This is a genomic window from Streptomyces sp. NPDC101152, assembly GCF_044768275.1.
GTDB lineage: Bacteria > Actinomycetota > Actinomycetes > Streptomycetales > Streptomycetaceae > Streptomyces.
Window position 1 is genome coordinate 167,145 of record NZ_JBIWPO010000010.1, and the last position, 17,626, is coordinate 184,770.

Consider the following 17,626-nt stretch of genomic DNA (forward strand, 5'->3'; position numbering starts at 1 on the left):
GTCGGGTCCACCCCCGCCGAGTGGCTGGAGAAGGCCGGTCCGGGGCAGAGGGTCAGGGCCCGTCCGGCAGGTCGCCGAGGAGCTCTCGCAGCAACTGCTCGTCCCCGGCGGGCAGGTCCTCCACGAACCGGGTGAGGACGGCCGCACGGTCCGCGCCGGATTCCATGACCTGCCGCATCCGGCGGGCCGTCAGGCCGTGGGTGTCGGCGACCGGTGCGTAGGCGTAGGCGCGGCCCTGCTTGCCGCGGGTCAGCAGGCCCTTGTCGAACATGCGGGACATCACCGTGACCACGGTGCTGTAGGCCAGGCCGTCCTCGAGGTGCCGGCGCACCTCGCCGGGGGTGAGCGCCTGTCGCGAGGACTGCAGCAGGGCCAGGACCTCTGCCTCCAGCGCGCCGCCCGGTCTGCGTTCCCCCCGAAGGCGTCCGGAGTTCATGAGTTGGCTACCATCCGTTCATCGTCTACAGTCCTGTAGATCTTCTACGAGTTTGTAGATCGTCGGCTGGAGCCGTGCACAACATCCGTACCTTCTACAAGCGAGTAGATGCTATCGAGGTGGTGGCGGCTCGGGCCGACCCGTAGCCCGCGCCCCTGGGAGATCGCATCCGATGACTGTCCACCCCGCTGTCCAGCTCGCCTTCGACGGCTCGGGCATCGACGGCTCGCTGTTCACCACCGTCACCGGCATCGCCCGCGACACCCACTGGCTCAACACCCCGATCGCCCTGTGGACCAACGCGGGGCTCGGCGTGTTCGCGGTGCTCATGGCCATGGGCTGGTGGCGGGCCCGCCGCGGTGACGACCGCAGCATGACCCTCGCCCTGGCAGCGCCGGTCGCCGTGGTGGCCGCCTTCGCGCTCGCCGAGGTGGCCAAGAAGCTGGTCGCCGAGGTACGGCCCTGCTACTCGGTTCCGCACGCCTACTTCGTCGACTCCTGCCCCGTACGCACCGACTACGCCTTCCCCAGCGGCCACAGCACCACCGCGTTCGCCACCGTCGCCGCGCTGTGGCTGCTCGACCGGCGCCTGTCCATGATCGCTGCCGCCTTCGCGCTCTTCGAGGGCTTCACCCGCGTCTACCTCGGCGACCACTACCCCCACGACGTGCTCGGCGCCGCCCTCCTCGCCCTGCCGGCCGCCTATCTCACCAGCGCGATCCTCGGCCGCGTCGCCGTCCCCCTCGTCGCCCGCCTGCGCACCGGCGCACTGCAGCCCGTGCTCACCGCCGCCCCGGCCGGCGCCCACGCCGCCCGCTGACGCAGGGCCGGGATTCAGTGCGCGAGACGGCGCACGCGGGAGAGCTTCCCGGAGTGACCAAGAGCAGCTGGTGACCCGCGCACCGAAGGACGCCGCGTCTCAGGTCTCGGGGACCCATTCATGGGGAGGGGGCATCCGGCTGTAGTGGGGGCCCCGGGGGCCGTAATGGGCAAGGTGGAGGATGTCGCCGCCGACCGCGAGCTCTGCCGGCGGAGGGTTGGGAACGTAGACGCGCGGCATACGCCGCCCGTCGACCACGATGCCCTCCCGGAGATCGTTCCGGGCGTCCGCCCAGGTCTGGGCCCGCTCGCGGGTCCACGGGTTCTGCAGGGTCCGCGGGGCGGCCGGGTCGTGGTCGTAGCCGTTGAGGCTGCGGACGAGTCCTTCGCTGTAGACACCCTTGACCCGGAAGTTCTCCAGGTCGTCCGCGCGCACGACCATGTTGACGTACCGGCGGCCGTTGCCCCTGTGCCGCCCGACGGCATGCCAGCGACCCCAGCCAGGGTCCCAGCGCATGGGCGGGATCCACAGCAGGGCGCCTACCGGGAAGTGCTTCGTGCCGCGCTGGATGTCGAGACCGCCCTCGCCGCGCGCGGTCTCCTGCGCCACGTTGGCCACCAGGCACCAGCCGAGCAGCCCGTCCGGCGCCTCTTCTTCGGTGGGTTCCGTGTCTGTCACACCGAGAATCTTCAGGCACGGCACGGGACATGAGCCAGCTCTTATCGACCGCGGCGCGGTTCAGCGGCGTCAAAGGCCCTTCAGGACGCGATCGAGTGCGGACCGTCCTGCGGGGCCCCAGTGCGGCTTGCCACCGGGCAGGCCGCGGTCTCCGTTCTGGCCCATCGCCATCAGGAACAGGCTCTTCCTCGCGGCCAGTCCGCGCGCCCGGCGCACCGCTGCCTCGTCCGCCTGCGCGTAGCTGTCGAAGAAGCGCGAGGCTGCGCCCTCGGGGAGCAGCACCCAGGCGGCCGCAAGGTCCCAGGCCGGGTCGCCGGCGAACACATCGCCGAAGTCGACGACGCCCGTCAGTGTTCCCGCCGCGACGACGACGTTCGCGGGATGCAGGTCACCGTGAACCCACACGCGCGGGCCCTCCCAGCCGGGAGCCGCTGCCGCGTCGTCCCACACGGCTCGGATGTCGTCCTCGGCGAAGCGGCCGAGGTCCACGGCCCGCAGGAAGCCTTCGAAGGCCTCTGTGCACGCCTTGGGGTGACCGCCGCGGTCCGAGGCCTCCGGTGCGTCGGCGGGCGCCTCCACATGAAGTGCCTTGAGGAAGCCCGCCAGAACGTCGGCCGCGTGGTCGCCGCGGGTGATCGAGCCGTGGTCCAGCGGCGTGCCCTCGACCCAGGTCATGACGGTCCAGATCTTGGGAAAGCGTTCGGACGGCGCACCTTCCCGTACCGGAACGGGAATCGGCAGCGGCAGGCGCGCGGCCAGCGCCGGCAGCCACCGGCGTTCCTTGAGCTGCGCATCGGAGCTCGTGTCCATCCGCTGCATGCGGACGGCCAACTCGTCGCCGAGCCGCCACATTTGGTTGCCCCAGCCACCGTCCACTTCACGAATGGGCAGTCCGGCCAGGTCCGGATGCTGTTCCCGCAGCAGCTCGCGGACCAGATCCTCGGTGATCTCCAACTCGGTCTCGATCATGCCGGGTCACCGTACAGGTGCCGCCCGCCGCCATGCCGGCGCGGCGTTGTGGCGGGCGGCCGCCTGCGTCAGCGGCCGTCGCGGCCCACCGTGAGCCGGGACGGCCGGTAAGGGACGTACGCCGCCCCGTCCAGACCGAGTGCCGTCGCGGAGCGTTGGAGCGCGGCCGAGGTCGCGGCAGCGTCCCAGTGGCCGGTGTTCACGCGGTGTTCGAGGGCGTGCAGGGCCGCCACGGTCTCGGCGGTGGAGAAGGTGCAGTGGCCCTGTCGCTCGACGTAGGCCTGGCGGAGCAGCGCGGCGTCGCCGGAGGCGCGGACGCGAGCGGCGAAGCGGTTCTCCTGCTGTACCGGGACCAGGTTGTCGCCGGTGGTGTGGACGTCGAGCAGCGGCACCTCCAGGCCCTGGCCCGCGGAGGAGGTCCGCTGCGCGGTGCGTACCGCGGCGGGGTCGGCGGTGATCGCGGCGCCCTCGGTCAGAGCGCGCAGGTCGGCGCGGAGGTCGAGGCCGGCCGCCCGGTAGAGGGCGCGGACCTGCGGTGCGTGTTCGGAGCCGGCGAGGAGGCGGGCGTAGTCCACTCCCCTGTTCCAGGAGTTGTTGCCGCCGACGGACTGCTCGATCGCGTACCGGCCGCCCTCGACGAACGACAGGATGCCCTGAGCGAACCAGTCGTACTGCTGCTCCTCCTGGCCCGTCCAGTCGGTCGGGGCGGGCCGGTCCTTGCCGGGTGACCAGGCGGGCAGGTTGAGGTAGGCGGCGGCCAGGGCGACCCGGGCGCGGCCCTGCGGGGTCGACTGGGCCGCGGTGACCGCCTTGGTGAGGAGGTCGGCGGTGGCGGAGGCGTCGGCGGCGGTGCCGAAGCGGACGAGTTTCACGTCCTGGGCGGGGAGCAGCAGGCGGGCGATGGTGTACTCGGCGTCCAACTGGTAGTTGTCCAGGTCCGTGCCGCCCGCCACCAGGCCGCACTGGCCGAGCGCGCCGTCGATGCGGCCGCCGCCGTCCCGGGCGAGCTGCGCGTTGACGAGTCCGCCCATGGACTGGCCGACGGCCAGGGTGCGCCGGGGTTTTCCGATCTTCGCGGTGACGGCGTCGAGCGTGCCGAACTGGTCGCGTTCGGCGCTGTTGAGGGCCCACATCGAGCCATGGGGGTCGTACGACGAGCCGGCCATGGCGTAGCCCTCCGCCAGCAACTCGGTGCGTACGGCGTCGGTGGGGGCGTCCCGGGCGACGGTGGGACCGAAGCCGTGGCTGAACAGCAGCAGGGTGCCGTTCCAGTGGTCGGGGACGTCCGCGATCCAGGTGGCGCCGTCGGCGAGGGTGCCGGTGAGGTGGGTCGCGGTCTCGGTGTCCGACTGGGCGGCGGGGGCGGGGAGGGTGGTGAGCGCCGCGGACGCCAGGGTGACCAGGGTGGTCAGGGCGATCCGCAGGCGGGTGCGGGGGATTCGGGTACGGCTGCCGGCGGGCATGGTGCGGCTCCTTGGGGGGAAGGGCGGCTGTGGGGGTGTGCGGGGCCGTAGCAGATGCTCAGTGCACTGAGCGAGAGCGCTCGAGGAATGTAGGGCTAATTTTTTGCCGCCGTCAAGAGAGTGCACAACCTTGGCGAAAGCTGTGCGTCGGGCGTGTGCGTGTTCGAGTGTGCGAACAACGCAAGCCACGTCGGCGGAAGTCAATATCTGTGGTCGCCGCGTGAGAAATCGGAGTGGCGTGCCGTGAATATTCCTGTGACCGCGGGCCGCGTGGAATTACTCACCGCGCAGGGCCGACATCGACGTGCTACTGTCGTCGTCAGTTGCAGGTGTGGTTGCCAGAAGGTTTCTTTCCGACGGCTGATCAACACGGCGACACGGAATACGCACAGGGCGTACTCCTGACACCGCCCTCCGAAGGAGAAACAAAATGGCCAGCGGCACCGTGAAGTGGTTCAACGCGGAAAAGGGATTCGGCTTCATCGAGCAGGACGGCGGCGGCGCCGACGTCTTCGCGCACTACTCGAACATCGCCACCCAGGGCTTCCGTGAACTGCTGGAAGGTCAGAAGGTGACGTTCGACATCGCGCAGGGCCAGAAGGGCCCGACGGCCGAGAACATCGTTCCCGCGTGACGCACCGGCACTGACGCGTACTCGCAGCTGGGGCCCGCACCTTGGGGTGCGGGCCCCAGCTCGCTTTGTCACCAAGTGTTGAGTCCCTGTCTTTTTTTCGGCCCGTTCCAGCGATTCTCTGCGCCGCTTTTCCTGCTGCGGGAATTCCTTGATACGTGCCCGCATCGAGGAAGATTCCCATGAACCGCACACGCACCACGCGCGGACGCGCTCATCGCACGAACGACCGTGGTGGAAATGCCGCCGCCGGCCGCTCCGGCGGTCCGCGCCACTCCAACGGCCACAGGAACGGACAGGCCGCGGGGGGTGAGTTCGCGCTCCCGAAGACGCTCACGCCCGCGCTGCCCGCCGTCGCGGCCTTCGCCGATCTCGCCATGCCGGCGTCGCTGCTGACCACGCTAGGCCGACAGGGGGTGACCGCACCGTTCCCGATCCAGGCGGCGACCCTGCCGAACACCCTGGCCGGCCGTGACGTGCTCGGCCGTGGCCGCACCGGCTCGGGCAAGACCCTCGCCTTCGGCCTCGCGGTACTGGCCCGCACGGCGGGCCGTCGCGCCGAACCGCGCCGCCCCCTGGCCCTGATCCTGGTCCCCACCCGCGAACTCGCCCAGCAGGTCACGGACGCGCTGGCTCCCTACGCCCGCTCCGTGGGTCTGCGGCTCGCCACCGTCGTCGGCGGGATGTCCATCGGTCGGCAGGCCGGAGCGCTGCGGACCGGCGCCGAGGTCGTCGTCGCGACGCCCGGCCGGCTCAAGGACCTCATCGACCGGGGCGACTGCCGACTCGCCGACGTGGGCGTCACCGTTCTGGACGAGGCCGACCAGATGGCCGACATGGGCTTCATGCCCCAGGTCACCGCCCTGCTCGACCAGGTGCGTCCCGAGGGGCAGCGGATGCTGTTCTCGGCCACCCTCGACCGCAACGTCGACCTGCTGGTCCGTCGCTACCTGACCGACCCGGTGGTGCACTCCGTCGACCCCTCGGCCGGAGCCGTCACCACGATGGAACACCACGTGCTCCACGTGCAGGAGGCGGACAAGCACCGGACGACCACCGAGATCGCGGCCCGGGACGGCCGGGTCATCATGTTCCTGGACACCAAGCACGCCGTGGACCGGCTGACCAAGCACCTGCTGAAGAGCGGCGTCCGCGCGGCGGCCCTGCACGGGGGCCGGTCCCAGCCGCAGCGCACCCGGACCCTGGCGCAGTTCAAGGACGGCGACGTCACCGTGCTGGTGGCCACCAACGTCGCGGCCCGCGGCATCCACGTCGACAGCCTCGACCTGGTCGTCAACGTGGATCCGCCCAGCGACCACAAGGACTACCTGCACCGGGGCGGCCGTACGGCCCGCGCCGGGGAGTCCGGCAGCGTCGTCACCCTGGTGACCCCCGCCCAGCGTCGCGACATGACCCGGCTGATGGCTACGGCCGGCATCACCCCGACCGTCACCCCGGTCCGCTCCGGCGAGGCGGCGCTGAGCCGTATCACGGGTGCCCAGGCGCCCTCCGGCATCCCGGTGGTCATCGCCCCGCCCGCGGTGGAAACCCCCAGCCGCGTGCCCTCGTCCCGCAGCCGCCGGGGCCGACCCGGCCAGGCCCGATCCACCGGCACGGGGGCGCGCCGCAGGGCACAGCGACGGCCCGGGAACGACTCGGCTGCCTAGTCCGGCGCAGTACCCGAAGTCCCGTCGCCGCGAGGCCGCAGGCCCGAGCGACCAGCCCTCTCCGAAGGAGACACCTTTGACACCAGCGCGGATCCCGTACCGCAAGCCGGCCCCCGCCCCCGTGCCCGTGCCCGCCCCCGTAACGGAGGATGCCGAAGGGCACGGACCCCGGGTGTGCGACGACATGACCGTCGAGGTTGCTCTGGCCGTCATGGCGGGTGCCCGGGTCGCGTACCTGACCGTGTGCGACGGTGACGACCAGAGCACGGGTTCGATCACCCTGGCCCGGCTCGCCGTTGTCCGCGCCAGTCCCACCTACACGGACCGGATCCGTCTGCGGGACGTCCTCGGCGGACCGCCCTCACCCGGCGCCCGCCCCCGCGACCAGGGCCGGGTTCCGCGCGTACACGCCTTCTCGCACTGATCCGCCCCGCCTCCGGGGAGCCCGTGCTCCCTCCCCCACGACCACTCTTCTGTGAGGCATCATGCGCTGTGTCATCGCCCAGTACCCGTTCGACCTGACCAAGGCCGGGGTGCTCGCCTCGATGAAGGGCATCAGGCCCGAACTCGTCACAGGTGAGTCCGTGACCGTCGGCCGCCGCCGCTATCCCGTCAAGCAGGTGGGTCAGGTCGTCACCCGACAGGATCCGCGTGACTTCACCGCCGGCGAAGTCGTGCGAGCCATGACGCGCCTCGGCTTCACCTGCCACGGCCGCCCCGGGGCCACGTCCGTGCACGTGGGTGCTCCCGATCCGCTGCGGGCCGCGTCGGCTCTGCTCGGCGGCGCATGAGCCACGACCCTGTGAGAGCGGGCGGGAAACCGCCCTCAGGTACCCGGTGGGCCCTGCCGACGCGCGTCGGCAGGGCCCACCGTTGTGGTCACCGTCCGCTCAGATACCGCGGTGGGCGAGCACGCGGACGACAGCGTCTCACCGGTCGATGTAGGTGAGATCGCCCACTGTCCACGCGCTGACGTCCTCGATGGCGACCCGGTACATGCCGCCCGTCTCCGGGATGCCGAGGCTGCCCTGCAGGATGCGGGCGAGATGGAAGTGCAGATGCGTCGGCGCCTCGCCGCGACCGGGGCGGTCGCCCCGCGGATCGCGGACGAAGACGTCCGAGAACGGGCCGAGACGGTCCGAGTCCTTGAGGACCTCCGCCACCCGCTCCCGCCACACCGCTTCGGGAGCCAGCCGGCCGGTGATGACGGCACCGCCGACCACCACGGTCAACGACATCTGATTGCTGCGCTCGGACTCGACAGCGGCGGAGATGGCGACGAGCAGCTCATCAGGGTTCGACATGACAGCAGAGTTTATTCGGCCCGCGGCTGTTGGAGCCGCCCGGCTCACGAACAAGGGCCGGACGCGCGCTCGCCCTCCTCCGCCGAAGGCATGAAATCTGCTCTTGCCACAGTAGACATTCGCTTCCGGAGTGAGTATGGTTCTTCTCGTGAAGAAGGTCGAACGAGACCGCGGTTGACCGCGAGAGGAATGGAGGAGCAGACGCCATCAGGATCGCCCGGCCCGAGGAGCACTCGGCCGGGTACCGCAAGACCCCGGAATGGATGGTGGTCCCCGGTCAAGCAGCTGCGATCCCCCGCTCCGCCCTGCCGGGCCGGGTAGCGGAAACAGAAGGTCGGCACAGCAGTACGGCCGACAGATGGTGTTCAATTTCCTTCGGGGCCCTGGTGCGTACGGCACCAGGGCCCCTCGACGCGTTGCACAGCGAGGTGACATGACATCGGACAACCCCCTGAATGATCGTCTGGACGACGACGACTACCCCGCGTACTCCATGGGCCGCGCGGCCGAGATGCTCGGCACCACCCCGGCCTTCCTGCGAGCCATCGGCGAGGCTCGTCTGATCACTCCGCTCCGCTCGGAGGGGGGACATCGCCGTTACTCCCGCTACCAGTTGCGGATCGCCGCGCGCGCCCGCGAGCTCGTCGACAAGGGGACCCCGATCGAGGCCGCGTGCCGGATCGTCATCCTCGAGGACCAGCTCGAGGAAGCGCAGCGCATCAACGCCGAGTACCGCCGTGCCGCCAGCGGATCGGCGGGCGGTCCGGCCTCCGCCTGACCGGTCCGCTCTCCCGGCTGTGCGCCGAGTTGTCCGCGAACTCCCCCGGGATTGTCCGTGATCGGTAACGGGCGCATCCGCCGGCCGCCGTCCCTCGTCCTGTCAGTTGGTCGCCCGGCGACCGGGGAATCGGCGAGGAACTGCGCGAGAGCGGGGCGGAGATGGCACGGCACGGCGGGCGGGGCTGGTACGGCAAGGTGGTCGGGGCGGCGCTCGGGGTGACGCTGCTCGCCGCCGGCGCCTCGGTGTGGACCGCACAGGCCGGTGGTGTCTCATCGCCCAGGAAGACCACGTCGGCGGCACGGGACGCCGCTGTCACGCCGGTCGCGATGACCATCGTGCACGCCTCCGACAAGGGAGCGCGCGGCGTCAACATCACGGTCGACGACGGCCCTGACCCCGTGTGGACGCCCCAAGTGCTCGCCGTCCTGCGGGAGTACGGGGTGAAGGCCACGTTCTGCATGGTGGGGACGCAGGCGCAGGCCCACCCGGACCTGGTGAAGCAGGTGGTCGCGGCCGGGCACCGGCTGTGCGACCACTCGGTGTCGCACGACACCACCATGGACAAGAAGCCCGAGGCCTACCAGTCGCAGGAGATCCTCGGCGCCGAACGCATGATCACCGAGGCGTCCGGGGGCGTACGGCCGATGTACTACCGGGCGCCCGGCGGGGCCTTCACCCCCTACAGCCGCCAACTGGCCGCCTCCCGGGGCATGCGCCCGCTGGGCTGGAACGTGGACTCCAAGGACTTCGAGCGGCCGGGTACGGACGCCATCGTCGCCACGGTCGAGCGGGAGCTGCCCAACGGGCCGACGCTGCTGTTCCACGACGCGGGCGGCGACCGCTCCCAGACCGTCGCCGCCCTGCGCCGCGTGCTGCCCTGGCTCAAGCAGCAGGGCTACTCCTTCGGCTTCCCGGTCCGCTGAGCCCCGTCCGACAGACCCAGTGGGGAGCCCCAGGTCAACGTGACGTGACCTGGGGCCCGTCGGGTGCGTGGATGGCCGAGGGCGTCAGCCGGCCGGCGTCATCCGTCGGTGCGGGCCGCGTGCCGCCATGCCGGTGGTCACCAGCCCGGCCCAGGACGCGATGATCACCCAGATGCCGATCGCCATCGCCACCCAGCCCATGCCATAGGTCCGCTCGTACACCGAGCCGAAGCCCAGGGCCAGGACGGCCAGGGCGATGCCGGTGACGAGGTTGCTGACGGTCAGCGGGCTGCCGTTGAACCCGACGACGGGGAGCGCCGAGGTCTCCGCCTACCGGGCGCGGAGTGCGATCAGATCAGGATGTTGTTCGATGTGCGGTTGCGTGGCCACGTCGGCCACCCCCCTTCACAGCGGGGAATGGACCTCACTCGTCACGGTGACGGGTTCAGCGGGTCGTCCATGAGGCCGGCGAGGCGGTCGGGCTCGCCCGACTGGTTTAGCCCGAGGTCGAGGTCGCCCGCCGCGTCGGTCAGCGCCCTGAGAGCGGGGACGAGACCCGCGCGCTCCCGCTCGGGCAGCCGCTCGACGAGCGTGCGGATCGCCGCCCGCCGGTGCGTGAGGACACTTTCGACCAGCGCCTCCCCCTCGGCGGTGAGCCGCAGGACGACCTCGCGGCGGTTGTCCGGGTTGACGCGTCGGTCGATCAGGCCGAGGGACTCCAGGCGCTCCACCATCCTGAGCGCCGTGGAGGGGTTGACCCCGAGGGTGGCGGCCATCGCGACCAGCTTGATCGGGCCGCAGGTGTGCAGGGCGACGAGCGAGCGCAACTGGGGCAGGGTGAGGGAGACGTCGACCGCGCCGAGGGCACGTGCCGACAGGGCGACGATCACCCGGGACGCGGCCATGACCGCCAGCGTGACCTCCTCGGCCTCGCGATCCGGGTCCCCCTCCGGCGTACCGGGAACGGCGGGAGCCTCCTCCCGGTCCGCGTCCCGCCCACCCCTGGACATCCGGTCCCCTCTCTCCGATCCCTCTGCGGCTCTGCGACGGCGGTCTGGAAACCGCCCGGCCACCCCTAGTGACCATTGCACACTGCAATGGTAAGCTGATCGGCGTAGCGGGGCCGTGCGGGCGCGACGACTGCGGCCAAGGGTGATGACCATGCAGACCGAACCGATACACGAAGCCTATTCCTTCGTCTGCCTGCGCTGCGGGCACGCCTGGGAGGGCGCGTACGAGCTACAGCACGTCGTGGACGCCGAGGGGCGGACGCGGGTCGTCTACTACGTGCACCCCGGCTTCCGGGTGCCGTCCCCGCTCACCGAGAACACCTGCCGGGTGTGCCGCGGACACCAGATCCGCATCCTGCGCCCGGGCCGGGTCCGCTCGGCCCACCTCACCCCCCGCTGACACACCGCCCCCGATCGCGACGGACGTGCGCCACAGCACGTCCGTCCGCCGGTCCGCGCCCGGGCATGACCGCTGCCCGCCGGGCGGCGGTCACCAGTTGAGGGCGTCGTCCATCGACTGCTGCCAGTACGTCACCTTGAGCGAGTCGTCGACGTAGACGCCCTTCGCGGGCAGCGACGGGTGGGCGGCCGCGCCGACGCTCCCGCTGCCGGACCGGCCCTGGAAGTAGACGGCGAGGGACTTCACGGTGTGGCCGTGCGCGCCGCTGCCGTCGGTGGCGGACAGGCTCACGGAGGCGTAACCCGACTCGCCGGGCTGGAGGGTGACGACCGCCTGCGGCTGCGACTCCTTGATGACCGGAGGCACGGCCTGGGCGTCGCCGAAGCGGACCGCCGGGTAGTAGTAGAGGTAGCAGGCCCGGCTGCCGGTGTTGGTCACCGTGAGCAGCATGTGGTTCACCGGGCGGGTCAGCGGGGCCGCGACCGTCCGGGTGTTGGACCCCTCGCAGGTGACCGCGCTGCCGGAAGCGGGCGCCTTCGGTACGGACGTACGCGTGGCGGTCCTCCCTCCGTCGGCGGACTTGCCGCCCGAGGAAGCCGACGCGCCGGTGGAGCCGGCGGACGCGGACGAGCCCGTGGATCCCGTGGAGTTGGTGCCGGCGTTCGACGCGACGGCCGTGGAGGACGAGCCCGTGGAGGCGTTCGTCGCCGCCCCCTCGTCGTGGACGCCCGTTCCGTCGCTGCACGCGGTCAGGGAGAGCGCGGCGAGAACGGCGGTGGCCGCGGCGGCGGCGAGACGGGCGCGGGAGGTACGGAGGTTGGACATGTCTGCTGTGCCCCTTCGGAGTTCGGGTCGCGGTGGTGATTGGATGACCGAAGCTTGTGAGGTGATCCGTCCCAACCGCCACGCCCAACGGGGAGTTGGGGACGCTGGAACGCCGAAACGGGCTCTGACCAGGGAGAACACAGGGGCCCTGGAACGGGGGAACGGGATGACGGGGTTGAGGGGAACGAGTGTCAGGGGCAACCGAGTCGGGGGACACCGAGGCTTTCGCGCAGCTGCTGCGGGAGCTCAAGGTCCGGTCCGGACTGAGTTACGGGGTGCTGGCCAAGCGCCTGCACATGAGTACGTCGACGCTGCACCGCTACTGCAACGGCACCGCGGTGCCGGTCGACTACGCCCCCGTGGAGCGCCTCGCACGGGTGTGCCGGGCGACGCCGCAGGAGCTGGTCGAGCTGCACCGGCGCTGGATCCTGGCGGACGCGGCACGCAGCCGGAAGGCCGCGCAGGCCGCGGCGGAGACGGCCGAGGCCGGGGCGGCCGAGAGAACCGTTCCGGCCGACGGGCCGGAGGCCGCGCTGTCGGAAACCGACGGTGTGGCTGAGAACGAGGTCCCGGCTGTCGTCGACCTGCCCGCCGGGCCCGCGCCGTCGCGTCCACGCCGCCGGCTCCGTCGTCGTACCGCGCTGATCGCCTCCGTCGCGGTGGTGGCCGCGCTGGGGAGCCTCGTGTACGTCCTGCGTCCGACGTCCGAGCGCACCGCGGACACCTCGGCGCCGACGTCCACCCGCAGCGCGGACGCCGGTGCGAGCGGGCAGCCCTCCAGTGCCCCGCCCACGGGCCGGAAGACGCCCGGTCCGTCCGCGTCCGCCTCCAACACCCCAACGGGGAAGGCCAGTTCCCAGGCCGCCGGGTCCGGCTCCGGGCAGAGCGACAGCGGTCAGGGCGCCAGCTCGTCCAACGACCCCGTCCCGCTGACCGTCAGCACCCGTCCCTACGTCTACGACAGCCCGTGCAGCCAGCACTTCCTCGTGGACAGCGAACCCTCGCAGGTCGGGCCGCCGGCCCCCAGCGAGCAGGACGCGCCGCGCTGGGCCGCCGCGTACGGGGCGGTGTCCTCGGGCGAACAGGAGGTCGCCCTCACCGTCCAGGGCACCGGCGCGGAGACGGTCGTCCTGGAGGCCCTGCACGTCCGGGTGTTGAGCAAGGCCGCGCCGCTCGCCTGGAACGACTACTCGATGGGCGTCGGCTGTGGTGGCGGCGTGGACACCAAGTCCTTCGACATCGCCCTGGACGGCGGAAGTCCCACGGTCACCGTGAAGGGCGGCCAGCGCGACTTCCCGTACAAGGTCAGCGAATCGGACCCCGAGGTCTTCTACGTCGTCGCCCACACCACGGCGCACGACGTCCGCTGGGACCTCACCCTGGACTGGTCCAGCGGCAGCCGTCACGGTACGGTCCACGTCGACAACGCCGGCACCCCGTTCCGCACGAGCGCCGACGTCGGTCGCCCGGGGTACGACTACCCGTTGGGCGGCGGTGAATGGATCAAACGCGAGAGCTGACCGGGGCGGGAGCGGGGTGGCCCCCCACGCGCGGGCCATCGCCGGGTAAAGGGTTCGGCATCGTCGGTTCAACGGTCTTGAGATGTGCATGACCTGTCCGATGGGATGCGCGGAGACCTTTTCGCGATCACATCGTGAGACTCCTCACCACAGGGGGATCCATGCACATAGCCCGCACCGGGCTCGGCGTCGCGGCCGCCACGTCGGTCGCCGCCCTCGCGGTCACCGCACTGGGGACCGCCGCGCCCGCCGCCGTACCGCACACCCTGGCGGTACCGGCCGTCGCCGGCCACACCCTGGTCCACGGGGTCAGCAGCCCGCTGAGCAGCGAGCAGTGCCAGGCCAAGTGGCACATCAACTGCTACAACCCGTTGCAGTACCGCGCCGCGTACGACCTGAACGCCCTGTACAAGAAGGGCGTCACGGGCAAGGGACGCACCATCGTCATCGTCGACTCGTACGGCTCGCCGACCGTCCAGCACGACCTGGACGTCTACAGCAAGCAGTTCGGGCTGCCCAGCACCAAGGTGAAGGTCGTCAAGTGGGGCAAGGTCCCCCCCTTCGACCCCAAGAACGCCGACATGACCGGCTGGGCCGGCGAGACCACCCTGGACGTCGAGATGGCGCACGCGGTGGCGCCCGCCGCCAAGATCGTCCTGGTGGAGACGGCGGTCGCCGAGACCGAGGGCACCACCGGTCTCCCCGAGATGATGAACGCCGAGAAGTCGCTGATCGACCACGGCGTCGGCGACGTCATCAGCCAGAGCTTCGGCGCCACGGAGAACACCTTCCCCGGCTTCGACAAGGGCGACTTCTCCAGCATCAAGAACCTGCGGTACGCCTTCCAGGACGCGAACCGCAAGCACGTGACCGTGCTGGCCGCCTCCGGTGACGGCGGCGCGACCGACCTGCAGATGGACGGCAAGACGTACTACAACAAGCGCGTCAACTCCTGGCCGTCCTCCGACCCGCTGGTCACCTCGATCGGCGGCACCCAGCTCCACCTGAACGACAAGGGCGCGCGCCTCAAGCCGGACAGCGTCTACAACGACTACGGCTCCGGTGGCGGCGGGCAGTCCCACGTCTTCACCCGGCCCTCCTTCCAGAACGGCGTGAAGAGCGTCGTCGGCAGCCGGCGCGGCACCCCGGACATCTCGATGTCCGCGGCTGTCAACGGCGGCGCGTGGACCTACTCCAGCTACGACCCGACCGCCGTCGGCTGGGGCGTCGTCGGCGGCACCAGCGAGGCCACCCCGCTCTTCTCGGGCATCGTCGCGCTCGCCGACCAGGCGGCCGGCCACCGGGTGGGCAACATCCAGCAGGCCCTGTACGGCCTGTACGCCCACCACGCGAAGAGCAACGGCATCGTCGACGTCAACGACGGCACCGACAACAGCTACCAGGGCGTGACCGGCTACAAGGCCGTCAACGGCTACGACCTGGCGTCCGGCGTCGGCACCGTGGACGCCCTGCGCTTCGTCCCGGCCCTCGCGAAGGCGAGCCGGAACCACTGACGCACCTGCCGTGACAGGCACCGAACGAACGGCCCGGGTCCACACGCCCGGGCCGTTCGCGTGTTCCCGGCCCCGGATCCCGTGCTGTGATACCTTGGCGAGAGTTGCAGTTTTGGTTACCAGAGACATCGGATATTCGGGTGCTCTTCCGACTTTGCGTCGACGAGCACCCTTTCTTTGTTTCCGGAGCTTTCCGGATTTTTCCGGAGGGGCGCTCAATCAGAGCGGCGACTCCGGGGTCCGCACGGTGCGGGCTTCGGTAACTGCCCCCCAAGGGAGATTCGACATGGCATCCGGCACCGTCAAGTGGTTCAACTCGGAAAAGGGCTTCGGCTTCATCGAGCAGGAGGGTGGCGGCCCCGACGTCTTCGCCCACTACTCGAACATCGCCACCTCCGGCTTCCGTGAGCTCCAGGAAGGCCAGAAGGTGACCTTCGACGTCACGCAGGGCCAGAAGGGCCCGCAGGCGGAGAACATCCTTCCCGCCTGACGCCGACGCGTCCCAGGCGCGCGGGGCCCGCACTTCACGGTGCGGGCCCCGCTCCGTTTTTCACCCGTTCGCCGTTCCCCGGACACTCGGAATTCAGCCGCCCTCATTCCCGGGCGGTGCCCAGAAAGCGGAGGACCGCCAGGACCCGGCGGTGGTGGCCGTCCGCCGGGGGCAGGTCGAGCTTGGCGAAGATGTTGTTGATGTGTTTGGCGACCGCGCTGTCGGTGACCACCAGGTCCTCGGCGATGGCCGCGTTGGAACGGCCCTCCGCCATCAGCGCGAGCACCTCCCGCTCGCGCGGTGTGAGCCGCTCCAGCGGGTCGCTGTCCCGGCGCAGCAGCAGCTGGGCGACGACCTGCGGGTCCAGTGCCGTACCGCCGGCCGCCACCCGCCGTACCGTCGCCCGCGAACTCCTCGACATCGGCGACGCGTTGCTTGAGGAGATAGCCGACGCCGCTGGTGTCGGCGGTGAGCAGGTCGGCGGCGTACCGCTCCTCCACGTACTGGGACAGCAGGACGACGGCCGTCCGGGGCCACCGTCGGCGGATGGTCAGCGCCGCGTGGACGCCCTCGTCGGTGAAGCCCGGCGGCATCCGCACGTCGATCAGCGCCAGCTCGGGCCGCTGCTCCTCCACCGCGGCCAACAGGGCTTCCGCGTCGCCCACTTCGGCCCCGACCTCGAAGCCGGCCGTCTGCAGCACCTTGACCAGCCCCACCCGCAGCAGCACGGAGTCCTCGGCGATCACCGCCCGCACGGCAGCTCCGCGGTGAGCGTGGTGGGGCCTCCGGCGGGACTGCTGATCCGGAAGACACCGTCGACTGCGCCCACCCGCTTGGCCAGCCCGCCAAGGCCGGTCCCTGCCCCCGCGTCGGCGCCGCCCACGCCGTCGTCGGTGACCTCGACCCGCAGCACCTCCGCCGTCCGCCGTACCGTCACGTCCACCTGGGTGGCGCGGGCGTGCTTGGTGACGTTGGTCAGCGCCTCGGAGACGACGAAGTAGGCGACCGACTCCGCGCCGCGCGTCATCCGCCCCCGCAGGTCGACGCGCAGGCGCACCGGCAGCGGCACCCGGGCGGCGAGGCCGGACAGCGCGGCGTCCAGGCCCCGGTCGTCGAGCACCGCGGGGTGCAGGCCCCGTACCAGGTCGTTGAGTTCGCTGATCGCTTCCTTGGCCTCGCGGTGCGCCTCGTCGATGACCCTGCGGGCCTCCTCGGGCAGGTCGGTGAGCGTCGCCCGGGCCAGCCCCAGGTTGACCGCGAGGGAGACCAGGCGCTGCTGGGTGCCGTCGTGCAGGTCGCGCTCGATGCGGCGGCGCTCGGCGTCGGCGGCGTCGGCCAGGTCGGCGCGGCGCACCGACAGGTCGGTCACCCGGCGCTCGAGCCGCTGCGCTCGGCTGGGTCCGAGCAGCGCCGGTGCCAGACGGCTCTCCGCCCGGGTCACCCTCCCGGCGAGCCCGGGAGCCGCCCCGAGGAGCAGCACACCGACCGCGGTGAGGTACCCCGCCTGGAGGGTGGAGGGGGCGTCGGGTCCCGCGTAGGGCGCCACCGCCCACATCCACACGTAGACGGTGACGCAGGCGATGCCCGCGCCCCACACGGCCAGCACCAGCACCTCCCCGGCGGCGAGAAACGGCCCCAGGAGCGTGTGGTACGCGGCGCGGCGCCAGGTCTGGGCGGAGACGAACAGACGGAACGCCCGCCGCAGCCGCGCGCCCTCGGCCGGCAGGGGGTGCGGGATGTCCACCCCGAGCAGTTCGTGGTGCCGCCACCGCTGCACGGCCGTCAACGGCACGGCGAGCAGCGCGAGCAGGACGAGGACGACGTACATCCCCGGCAGGACGTCCCAGGGCCGGTGCACCGACTTGACCAGCGGCTTGGCTCCGAGCCACAACCACGCCGGTACAGCGGCGAGATGCGGCAGCACACCCGAGGCCAGGAAGGCGGTGTCCTGCCGGGCCGTCCCGGCCCGCCGTCGCACCAGGCGGGCCGAGGGCCCCAGTACGGAGGGAAGCGTCATGGACCGACCGTAGGACTCCCGGTGGGCGGGCACCATGCACCTGTCTTCAGGATCGGTGGTGAAGCAGGCATCCCCCCGAACCCGGATCCGTCCGTTACCGACCGTCGCGACCCCGACGGCCACGCTGTCCAACAGGCCGCCGACCGAAGGCGGTTGGGCACGACGAACGGGGTGAGGA

Annotated in this window: 20 protein-coding genes and 2 pseudogenes; 11 read left to right on the forward strand and 11 right to left on the reverse strand. The window is 71.3% G+C overall.

The features are described 5' to 3' along the window. Positions 1–52: 52 nt before the first annotated feature. Positions 53–436, reverse strand: coding sequence for a BlaI/MecI/CopY family transcriptional regulator (locus ACIRVK_RS16355; protein WP_404247395.1), 384 nt, complete (start codon positions 434–436; stop codon positions 53–55). 172 nt (positions 437–608) lie between these two features. Here ACIRVK_RS16355 and ACIRVK_RS16360 point away from each other — a divergent pair, with 172 nt between their 5' ends. Further along, a complete protein-coding gene (locus ACIRVK_RS16360) occupies positions 609–1,256 on the forward strand; it encodes a phosphatase PAP2 family protein (protein ID WP_404247397.1) in 648 nt (215 codons plus the stop codon). Between the two features lie 99 nt (positions 1,257–1,355). Here ACIRVK_RS16360 and ACIRVK_RS16365 read toward each other — a convergent pair whose 3' ends face one another. The 3 genes from ACIRVK_RS16365 to ACIRVK_RS16375 all read right to left on the reverse strand — a co-directional run bounded on the left by ACIRVK_RS16365 (position 1,356) and on the right by ACIRVK_RS16375 (position 4,366). Next, positions 1,356–1,934 carry a hypothetical protein gene (locus ACIRVK_RS16365; RefSeq protein WP_404247399.1) on the reverse strand — a complete coding sequence of 193 codons (579 nt, stop codon included), beginning with the start codon at positions 1,932–1,934 and terminating at the stop codon, positions 1,356–1,358. Between the two features lie 69 nt (positions 1,935–2,003). Next, positions 2,004–2,903: an aminoglycoside phosphotransferase family protein gene (locus tag ACIRVK_RS16370; protein WP_404247401.1), complete on the reverse strand. Its 900-nt coding sequence runs from the start codon at positions 2,901–2,903 to the stop codon at positions 2,004–2,006. 68 nt (positions 2,904–2,971) lie between these two features. Further along, positions 2,972–4,366 (reverse strand): alpha/beta hydrolase, encoded by a 1,395-nt coding sequence (locus ACIRVK_RS16375; protein ID WP_404247402.1) that lies wholly within the window; start codon positions 4,364–4,366, stop codon positions 2,972–2,974. A gap of 430 nt (positions 4,367–4,796) precedes the next feature. Between ACIRVK_RS16375 and ACIRVK_RS16380 the strand changes: the two genes are divergently transcribed. The 4 genes from ACIRVK_RS16380 (at position 4,797) to ACIRVK_RS16395 (ending at position 7,455) form a co-directional block, all read left to right on the forward strand. Next, entirely contained in the window at positions 4,797–5,000 is a 204-nt protein-coding gene (locus tag ACIRVK_RS16380) for a cold-shock protein (RefSeq protein ID WP_030563973.1), read from the forward strand. A 179-nt stretch (positions 5,001–5,179) separates the two neighbouring features. Then, positions 5,180–6,664: a DEAD/DEAH box helicase gene (locus ACIRVK_RS16385; protein WP_404247405.1), complete on the forward strand. Its 1,485-nt coding sequence runs from the start codon at positions 5,180–5,182 to the stop codon at positions 6,662–6,664. A gap of 184 nt (positions 6,665–6,848) precedes the next feature. Beyond that, positions 6,849–7,088: a CBS domain-containing protein gene (locus ACIRVK_RS16390; RefSeq protein ID WP_404247407.1), complete on the forward strand. Its 240-nt coding sequence runs from the start codon at positions 6,849–6,851 to the stop codon at positions 7,086–7,088. A gap of 61 nt (positions 7,089–7,149) precedes the next feature. Continuing rightward, entirely contained in the window at positions 7,150–7,455 is a 306-nt protein-coding gene (locus ACIRVK_RS16395) for an SCO5918 family protein (RefSeq protein WP_404247409.1), read from the forward strand. A gap of 138 nt (positions 7,456–7,593) precedes the next feature. Here the strand turns inward: ACIRVK_RS16395 and ACIRVK_RS16400 are convergent, their stop codons facing one another. Continuing rightward, complete coding sequence (locus ACIRVK_RS16400) at positions 7,594–7,968, reverse strand: hypothetical protein (protein ID WP_404247411.1); 375 nt, start codon at positions 7,966–7,968, stop codon at positions 7,594–7,596. A gap of 433 nt (positions 7,969–8,401) precedes the next feature. On the opposite strand from ACIRVK_RS16400, the gene ACIRVK_RS16405 reads away from it, so the two are divergent. Beyond that, positions 8,402–8,746, forward strand: a complete 345-nt coding sequence (locus tag ACIRVK_RS16405; RefSeq protein WP_404247413.1) for a helix-turn-helix domain-containing protein — start codon at positions 8,402–8,404, stop codon at positions 8,744–8,746. Between the two features lie 161 nt (positions 8,747–8,907). Further along, complete coding sequence (locus ACIRVK_RS16410; protein WP_404247415.1) at positions 8,908–9,672, forward strand: polysaccharide deacetylase family protein; 765 nt, start codon at positions 8,908–8,910, stop codon at positions 9,670–9,672. An 84-nt stretch (positions 9,673–9,756) separates the two neighbouring features. Here the strand turns inward: ACIRVK_RS16410 and ACIRVK_RS16415 are convergent, their stop codons facing one another. From ACIRVK_RS16415 to ACIRVK_RS16425, 3 genes and pseudogenes are all read right to left on the reverse strand, one after another. After that, positions 9,757–9,894 (reverse strand): hypothetical protein, encoded by a 138-nt coding sequence (locus tag ACIRVK_RS16415; protein ID WP_404247417.1) that lies wholly within the window; start codon positions 9,892–9,894, stop codon positions 9,757–9,759. Positions 9,895–9,903: 9 nt separating this feature from the next. After that, a pseudogene (locus tag ACIRVK_RS16420) lies at positions 9,904–9,969 on the reverse strand (hypothetical protein); the annotation flags it as partial. A gap of 134 nt (positions 9,970–10,103) precedes the next feature. After that, the gene (locus ACIRVK_RS16425) at positions 10,104–10,682 is read right to left on the reverse strand and encodes a MarR family winged helix-turn-helix transcriptional regulator (RefSeq protein WP_404247419.1); all 579 of its coding nucleotides are present in this window, start codon (positions 10,680–10,682) and stop codon (positions 10,104–10,106) included. Positions 10,683–10,833: 151 nt separating this feature from the next. Between ACIRVK_RS16425 and ACIRVK_RS16430 the strand changes: the two genes are divergently transcribed. After that, positions 10,834–11,082, forward strand: a complete 249-nt coding sequence (locus ACIRVK_RS16430; protein WP_404247421.1) for a hypothetical protein — start codon at positions 10,834–10,836, stop codon at positions 11,080–11,082. A 90-nt stretch (positions 11,083–11,172) separates the two neighbouring features. Here the strand turns inward: ACIRVK_RS16430 and ACIRVK_RS16435 are convergent, their stop codons facing one another. Then, positions 11,173–11,907, reverse strand: coding sequence for a DUF4232 domain-containing protein (locus ACIRVK_RS16435; protein WP_404247423.1), 735 nt, complete (start codon positions 11,905–11,907; stop codon positions 11,173–11,175). 188 nt (positions 11,908–12,095) lie between these two features. Here ACIRVK_RS16435 and ACIRVK_RS16440 point away from each other — a divergent pair, with 188 nt between their 5' ends. From ACIRVK_RS16440 to ACIRVK_RS16450, 3 genes are all read left to right on the forward strand, one after another. Then, a complete protein-coding gene (locus tag ACIRVK_RS16440) occupies positions 12,096–13,427 on the forward strand; it encodes a helix-turn-helix domain-containing protein (RefSeq protein ID WP_404247425.1) in 1,332 nt (443 codons plus the stop codon). A gap of 161 nt (positions 13,428–13,588) precedes the next feature. Then, positions 13,589–14,941, forward strand: a complete 1,353-nt coding sequence (locus ACIRVK_RS16445; RefSeq protein WP_404247427.1) for a S8 family serine peptidase — start codon at positions 13,589–13,591, stop codon at positions 14,939–14,941. A gap of 286 nt (positions 14,942–15,227) precedes the next feature. After that, the gene (locus ACIRVK_RS16450; protein WP_057577999.1) at positions 15,228–15,431 is read left to right on the forward strand and encodes a cold-shock protein; all 204 of its coding nucleotides are present in this window, start codon (positions 15,228–15,230) and stop codon (positions 15,429–15,431) included. A 103-nt stretch (positions 15,432–15,534) separates the two neighbouring features. On the opposite strand, the pseudogene ACIRVK_RS16455 reads toward ACIRVK_RS16450, so the two are convergent. Beyond that, a pseudogene (locus ACIRVK_RS16455) lies at positions 15,535–16,186 on the reverse strand (response regulator). Continuing rightward, positions 16,174–17,448 carry a sensor histidine kinase gene (locus tag ACIRVK_RS16460; RefSeq protein ID WP_404247429.1) on the reverse strand — a complete coding sequence of 425 codons (1,275 nt, stop codon included), beginning with the start codon at positions 17,446–17,448 and terminating at the stop codon, positions 16,174–16,176. The pseudogene ACIRVK_RS16455 and the gene ACIRVK_RS16460 overlap by 13 nt, the downstream one beginning before the upstream one ends. Positions 17,449–17,626: the final 178 nt, after the last annotated feature.

Excerpts from the sequence above, each read along its gene's own strand:
- ACIRVK_RS16395 (WP_404247409.1), top strand. The coding sequence starts at position 7,150 with ATGCGCTGTGTCATCGCCCAGTACCCGTTCGACCTGACCAAGGCCGGG.
- ACIRVK_RS16355 (WP_404247395.1), bottom strand. The coding sequence starts at position 436 with ATGAACTCCGGACGCCTTCGGGGGGAACGCAGACCGGGCGGCGCGCTG.
- ACIRVK_RS16370 (WP_404247401.1), bottom strand. The coding sequence starts at position 2,903 with ATGATCGAGACCGAGTTGGAGATCACCGAGGATCTGGTCCGCGAGCTG.
- ACIRVK_RS16445 (WP_404247427.1), top strand. The coding sequence starts at position 13,589 with ATGCACATAGCCCGCACCGGGCTCGGCGTCGCGGCCGCCACGTCGGTC.
- ACIRVK_RS16405 (WP_404247413.1), top strand. The coding sequence starts at position 8,402 with ATGACATCGGACAACCCCCTGAATGATCGTCTGGACGACGACGACTAC.
- ACIRVK_RS16450 (WP_057577999.1), top strand. The coding sequence starts at position 15,228 with ATGGCATCCGGCACCGTCAAGTGGTTCAACTCGGAAAAGGGCTTCGGC.
- ACIRVK_RS16360 (WP_404247397.1), top strand. The coding sequence starts at position 609 with ATGACTGTCCACCCCGCTGTCCAGCTCGCCTTCGACGGCTCGGGCATC.
- ACIRVK_RS16410 (WP_404247415.1), top strand. The coding sequence starts at position 8,908 with ATGGCACGGCACGGCGGGCGGGGCTGGTACGGCAAGGTGGTCGGGGCG.
- ACIRVK_RS16380 (WP_030563973.1), top strand. The coding sequence starts at position 4,797 with ATGGCCAGCGGCACCGTGAAGTGGTTCAACGCGGAAAAGGGATTCGGC.
- ACIRVK_RS16385 (WP_404247405.1), top strand. The coding sequence starts at position 5,180 with ATGAACCGCACACGCACCACGCGCGGACGCGCTCATCGCACGAACGAC.
- ACIRVK_RS16390 (WP_404247407.1), top strand. The coding sequence starts at position 6,849 with ATGACCGTCGAGGTTGCTCTGGCCGTCATGGCGGGTGCCCGGGTCGCG.
- ACIRVK_RS16460 (WP_404247429.1), bottom strand. The coding sequence starts at position 17,448 with ATGACGCTTCCCTCCGTACTGGGGCCCTCGGCCCGCCTGGTGCGACGG.
- ACIRVK_RS16435 (WP_404247423.1), bottom strand. The coding sequence starts at position 11,907 with ATGTCCAACCTCCGTACCTCCCGCGCCCGTCTCGCCGCCGCCGCGGCC.
- ACIRVK_RS16430 (WP_404247421.1), top strand. The coding sequence starts at position 10,834 with ATGCAGACCGAACCGATACACGAAGCCTATTCCTTCGTCTGCCTGCGC.
- ACIRVK_RS16425 (WP_404247419.1), bottom strand. The coding sequence starts at position 10,682 with ATGTCCAGGGGTGGGCGGGACGCGGACCGGGAGGAGGCTCCCGCCGTT.
- ACIRVK_RS16400 (WP_404247411.1), bottom strand. The coding sequence starts at position 7,968 with ATGTCGAACCCTGATGAGCTGCTCGTCGCCATCTCCGCCGCTGTCGAG.
- ACIRVK_RS16375 (WP_404247402.1), bottom strand. The coding sequence starts at position 4,366 with ATGCCCGCCGGCAGCCGTACCCGAATCCCCCGCACCCGCCTGCGGATC.